Below are 5,382 nucleotides of genomic sequence, written 5' to 3'. Positions count from 1 at the left end.
GCGGGGGAACGTGGATGTTCTCGTCCTGGGCGAGCGCAGTGGCCAGGGGGTCACGGATGATGCCCGAGGTGGGCCCGTACTGCATCAGGCGGGTGCGGATCTGCGTGGGGCTGTGGCCCTCGGTGGCCAACTGGCCGGTGTAGGCGGTGAGGCAGTCGGTGATCACCGCCGGGTCGAGCAGTCCGTCGTAGGGACGGCCGGGGGCGAAGGAGATCGCGTCCGGGTGGCGCGAGACCACCTCGTTGAGGAAGTTCATCGCGTCCATCACCGGGTCGGACAGTGATCCGTGCAGGTCGGAGAGGTCCAGCCGTACCACCCCGGACGCCGCGTCGGGGGCTGGACGGGCCAGCGGCGCCGAGGTCATGCGGGCACCTCCGCAGCGTCCGTGGCGCCCGGCTGCGGGGGCGGGGGCGTGAGGTGCGCGCGCAGGAAGGCGGCGGCCTCGTCGAGGGCGTCGGAGGCCGGGTCGAGTACGCCGCGCATGGCGAAGAAGCCGTGGATCATGCCGTCGTATCGGCTCGTCCGGGCGCCCACGCCCTCGGCCGAGAGACGCTCGGCGTAACTCTCCCCCTCGTCGCGCAGGGGGTCGTACTCGGCGGTGATGACCAGCGCGGGCGGCAGGTCCCGCAGCGACGGGGCACGCAGCGGGGAGACGTACGGCTCGCGCCCGTGCGCCGGATCCGTCAGGTAGTGGCGCCAGTACCAGTCCACCGAACGGTGGTTGAAGAACACCTCGTCGCTGGTCTCGCGCCGGGACGCGGTGTCGGCCAGGTAGTCGGTGTTGGGATAGACCAGCAGCTGCGCGGCGATCGGCGGCCCGCCGTGGTCGCGGGCGTACAGCGACGCGACGGCCGCCAGGTTGCCGCCCGCGCTGTCACCGCCGACCGCGAGCCGACTGCCGTCGCCGCCGTGCAGGTGGGCATGGCCGGCGAGCCAGCGCACCGCGGCGCGGCAGTCCTCCACGGCGGCGGGGTACGGGTGCTCCGGCGCGAGCCGGTATCCGGCCGCGGCCACCAGACAGCCGGTCGCGTTGGCGAGGCGGCGGCAGATCGCGTCGCAGGTGTCGATGCTGCCCAGGGTCCAGCCGCCGCCGTAGAAGTAGCACAGCACCGGCAGCGGTGTGCCGTCCGCGCGCGGCCGGTAGAAGCGGACCGGCAGGCTGCCCGCGGGGCCGGGGAACTCGCCGTCGACGACGGCAGCGACAGGCTCGGGCCCGCCGCCGGAGGCGCGTGCCGCGGCGAGGTCGGCGGCTCGTGCCTCGTCGATGCCGAGGGTGTACAACGGGCGGGTCCCTGCGGCGACCAGACGTGCGCGCAGTGCGGCGACCTGCGGATGCAGCGACACGAAAGCCTCCCGGAGGGCGATGCTCGAACGGACCCGTCCAGCCCACACGGCCGGTCCCACTCCTGTCCAGGAGGACAGGCGGCGGACCGGCTGCGCTTTGTCAGCGAAATACCCCTGCCGGCCTCCGCGTCAGGTTCGGTCGTCGGCTCGGGTCCCGTGTGGTAGCGGCCCGACGCCGTCGCGTGGCCGTGTCGAGCCCGCCGGGCAGACCGGGGCCCGGGCGACGAGCCGGTGCCACGGACCGAAGGTCCGCCTACACATGGCCGGTGTGGGTCGTCGACCAGCGCATGCCGGCCGCCAGGTGCTCGAGATAGGCCGGGTCACTGACCGTCACCGTGATGTCCGCGTACGGGCGTTCGGCGAACGGGCGGGTTTCCAGCAGGTGCCAGACCCGCCAGTGTTCGAGGTCCGCGGGATCCTCCCACGTGGCCATCTCCGCACGTGATTCTCCGGGTTCCCAGGGCTGATCCACGACCTCCAGTGCCGCGACCTCACTCCACAGCGGGACGTTGCGGACCGGGCCGGAGCGGTAGGCGGTCACCACGTCGGCGGCCCGTCGAACGAACGCTTCGGGGTTTCTCGCCGTGGTGACGTAGGAGGAGATCTCGTCGTGGCCCGTACCGCCGTCCAGCTCGTACACGTCCTTCGCCCTGCGCCGGGGTTCGAGTACGGTCCGTGCGTCGTCCGCCAGCAGATGTCCGCCCGCGTCGACCCGAACCGTCCTGCCGAGGAGGAGGCCGTACAGCTCAGCAAAGTCATCCCTCAGCCGCATGCCCGCGACGATCTCCTTGCCCCGCTCCTCGGAGAAGGGACACCGGTCTCCGCGGGGCACGCGTGCGTCGTCGTTGTGCAGGTATCCGTTCGTCAGCAGGAACCACGCGTCCACCAGCAGGGCTAAGGGGAAGGTCCGTTGGTTGGGGACCTGCCAGGCGTCCGGATTGATGAGGTGCACTCTGCCGCTGAAGGTCGGACCTTCGACGGTGTCGACGGACACGGTGAACAGATCAGTCATGGCGAGACGCTCCTTCGTCCGGGAAGCGGCGGCCGCCGATGACCACCGCCGGACTCGGACGGTACCGGCCCCCACCGACAACGCTCCTCGGCGCCGGGGTTCCCGGACGGCTGCCGGAAGCGGGGCGACGCCGAAGGGCCGTCAGGCGGGCACCGCTTCCCGCATGGCCTTGGCGGTGGCCGCAGCGTCGTACGCCTCGCCCACGCCGGGCACCAGGATGATGTCGCCGTCGATGTGACGCGAGCGCAGCGGTGCGATGTCCTGGTACGCGGCCGAGTCCCACCAGGCCCGTGCGTCGCTGATGGACGGAAAGCCGATCACCACGACGTGCCCGGGCCATGCGCCCTCCCTCACCTCGTGCTGTGCGGCGTGCACGAGGAAGCGGCCGCCGTACGGTTCGAAGGTCGCGGTGATGCGTTCGATGTACTCGGCGATCTCCGGGTGGGGGGTGGCTTCCTGCAGGTGGGCAATCGCGTAGGCGGACATCGCGTTCCTTCCGGGCCGATCGGCTCTTGACGTCCACGATCCTGCCGCCGGGACGCGCAGGGGTCGATGACGTGCCAGGTAATGCAGCCCGTGAGCGGACTCGACCGGCAGCGGTCACCGCAGCCCGACCCCGGCTCAGGCGTCCGGCGGGACCGTCTCGCGCCCGCTCACCAGATGCCGGGTGTCCAGCCGGAGCCGCCACCTGTTCCGGCGGTGCACGGCCGCCAGGTCGGACTCCAGCGGTGAGGGAGGCACGGCGAGGACCGGGCAGGTGGCGTGGGTGAGGCAGTAGTGGCTCACCGAGCGGGTGACGGCGCGGTGCCACGGGCTGCGGCGTCCGGCGCCGACCACCAGGAGGTCGTCCTCGCGACCGGCGATCTCGACCAGCGCGGGACCCGTGGTGCCCCGGGCGACCAGGGCATGCATGGCCACCCCGGGCCCGACGGCACCGAACGCGTCGTCGAGCGCGGTCAGCAGCCGCTCGCGAGCGAGGTGCTCCCACTGGTCGACCAGGTCGTTCGGGGGCGGGAACCGGCGGGCGGACAGCTCGCCGCCGGGCGGTATCCAGGCCAGAACCGGCCACAGTTCCGCACTTCTGTGTCGCGCCTCCCGGGCAGCCCGGCACAGGGCCATGATGCTTCCCGGGGAACCGCTCACCCCGACCACGACACGGGCGGCCGAAGGGGCCTCGGACTCGGACATGACTCCACCGCTCTTCGTGCGCCCGCGGGCGGATCCCCGCGGGCGACCGTCGTCAGAACCACTTTCATCTCACTCCTGTTCCGGGACTTCGAACAGTCGGTGCGCTGTTCTTGGCGCACTTCTGACGGCTCCTTCCCAGGTGTCCGACCAGCGGTGTCAGCGTGCGCGGCCCGGCCTTCCCTCACTCGTCGGCCGACCCGCCCGGGCCGCTACCGGATGTGCCCGGCTCCCGGCCCCGGCAGCCGCGGCCCTGTTCCTCGGCCCTGTTCCTCGGCCCGGCTGCCGAGTGGCCGTCTCGGCGCGCAGTGGTCGATCCGTCGTGCTCGGGCCCGGACCCGCCACGGGCGATCCGGGCCAGATCCGTCATCAGGGAGTCCAGCCAGGACACCGTTGCGTAGTACAGCCGCGGTGCGTCGGGCGGTTCCGTTGCGAACCCCGCCAGGACCGGGTCCACCGGCGGCACCGGCGCGGTCGGGGTGTCACTGCCCGGATCCAGCGCCGCGGAGACCAGCAGCATCCGCCCGGCCACGCGATCTCCCAGCCCGCTGACGGACTCGGCCGCTGCCGTGCACAGCCCGGTGGGCGGCGGCTCCAGCAGCCGGTCCGAACCCCACAGCGAGTGGTGACCGGCCATCAGCGTCGCCTGCCAGTCCACTCCGGGCAGAGCCACCTTGCGTCTCCGGCCGCCGAAGGGCGTCGGCTCGCTCTGGAACTGCGCGTACGCGGACTCCGCGAGGATGACCGCGTGCTGCAGCGAGCGGTGGCCGGACACCCCGGGCGACGCGGGCCCAGGACCTCCCTGCGCCACCGAGGCACTGGTCGCCACGACGATCTCGGCCGCCTTGCGCAGGAGGTGCGCCGACGCAAGGCGCAGTTCGTCGTGGGCGCCGCGGGGCCAGGCCAGCAGACCGAACACCGCGCCGATCGCACTGCCGACCAGCACGTCCAGCATCCTGACCTCCGCCAGCCGCCATGTCGGCGGCGCCAGCTGGGCGAAGACCAGGGCCACGAGCACGGTGAACAGGCCCTGCGCCCAGCCGACGCCCCTGACCGGCCCGACCGTGAAGGCGAACAGCATCCACAGTGGCAGCACGACGGCGTAGACCGTGGTGTGGGGCCCCGCCAGGGCCAGCACACCGGCGGTCACCAGGGCCCCGGCCAGGGTGCCCGCGAGCGCCACGCGGATCGTGCTCCAGGTCTCGTCCATGGTGGTCCGGGTGAGGGTGAGCGTCGCCAGCGTGGCCCAGAAGCCGTGGGGCAGCGTGTCCACCCCGGCCACGAGCCGCGCCGCCGTCAGGGCCATGGCGATGCGCACCGCGTTCTGGAAGAACACCGAACGGCGCTCGGCATGGCCGCGCACCCGGTGCCACCACAGGAGCGGGGTGCGGGTCGCGGCGTACCAGAAGCGCCCCGTGGGCACCTCGACGGACGTGTGACGGCCGTGCACCGCCAGATCGGCAGCCGCGCCCATGGCCAGCGCGGCATCGGCGATCTCCAGCACAGCCGCGTGCCGGCGCAGTACGGCCGGCGGGAGGACCGGCCGGGGAGCGGGCGCGCAGGAGGAGGCGGATGCCCCGTCGGGGGCGGGGCCCGCGGACAGGGCGGACAGCTCTGCGCGCGCCGCGACCAGGCCCGCGTACGGTGTCGCGGGCGGCGTCCCCGCCCTCAGACAGGCCGCGGTCGCCGAGGCCAGCAGCGCCACCGCGTGCAGCACGGCGGTCACGCCGTTTCCCGGACGACTGTGCATCGCACGGCGCGAACAGCGCGTCGTTCGAGCCGTGTTCGGCCTAGACTGTTGGACGATCAGTTCACGGCTCGCTGATCGAGTGCCGTTGGAA

5 protein-coding genes and 1 pseudogene are annotated in these 5,382 nt (G+C 72.8%); all 6 read right to left on the bottom strand.

The window, feature by feature from the left end; genetic code table 11:
* Positions 1–364, bottom strand: a pseudogene (locus tag AB0H32_RS46560) (PLP-dependent aminotransferase family protein); the annotation flags it as partial.
* Entirely contained in the window at positions 361–1,344 is a 984-nt protein-coding gene (locus AB0H32_RS46555) for an alpha/beta hydrolase (protein WP_361135255.1), read from the bottom strand. The pseudogene AB0H32_RS46560 and the gene AB0H32_RS46555, both read right to left, overlap by 4 nt.
* 253 nt (positions 1,345–1,597) lie before the next feature.
* Positions 1,598–2,356: a hypothetical protein gene (locus tag AB0H32_RS46550; RefSeq protein WP_361135252.1), complete on the bottom strand. Its 759-nt coding sequence runs from the start codon at positions 2,354–2,356 to the stop codon at positions 1,598–1,600.
* A 141-nt stretch (positions 2,357–2,497) separates the two neighbouring features.
* Positions 2,498–2,842: a DUF1330 domain-containing protein gene (locus AB0H32_RS46545; protein WP_361135249.1), complete on the bottom strand. Its 345-nt coding sequence runs from the start codon at positions 2,840–2,842 to the stop codon at positions 2,498–2,500.
* Positions 2,843–2,977: 135 nt separating this feature from the next.
* Positions 2,978–3,544 carry a universal stress protein gene (locus AB0H32_RS46540; protein ID WP_361135246.1) on the bottom strand — a complete coding sequence of 189 codons (567 nt, stop codon included), beginning with the start codon at positions 3,542–3,544 and terminating at the stop codon, positions 2,978–2,980.
* 181 nt (positions 3,545–3,725) lie between these two features.
* Positions 3,726–5,267, bottom strand: a complete 1,542-nt coding sequence (locus tag AB0H32_RS46535) for an FUSC family protein (protein ID WP_361135243.1) — start codon at positions 5,265–5,267, stop codon at positions 3,726–3,728.
* Between the last annotated feature and the right edge of the window lie 115 nt (positions 5,268–5,382).

Source organism: Streptomyces sp. NPDC020362, assembly GCF_040642095.1.
Taxonomy (GTDB): Bacteria; Actinomycetota; Actinomycetes; order Streptomycetales; family Streptomycetaceae; genus Streptomyces.
The sequence above is the reverse complement of the archived record's forward strand: the minus strand, read 5'-3'. Positions and strand labels throughout refer to the sequence as shown.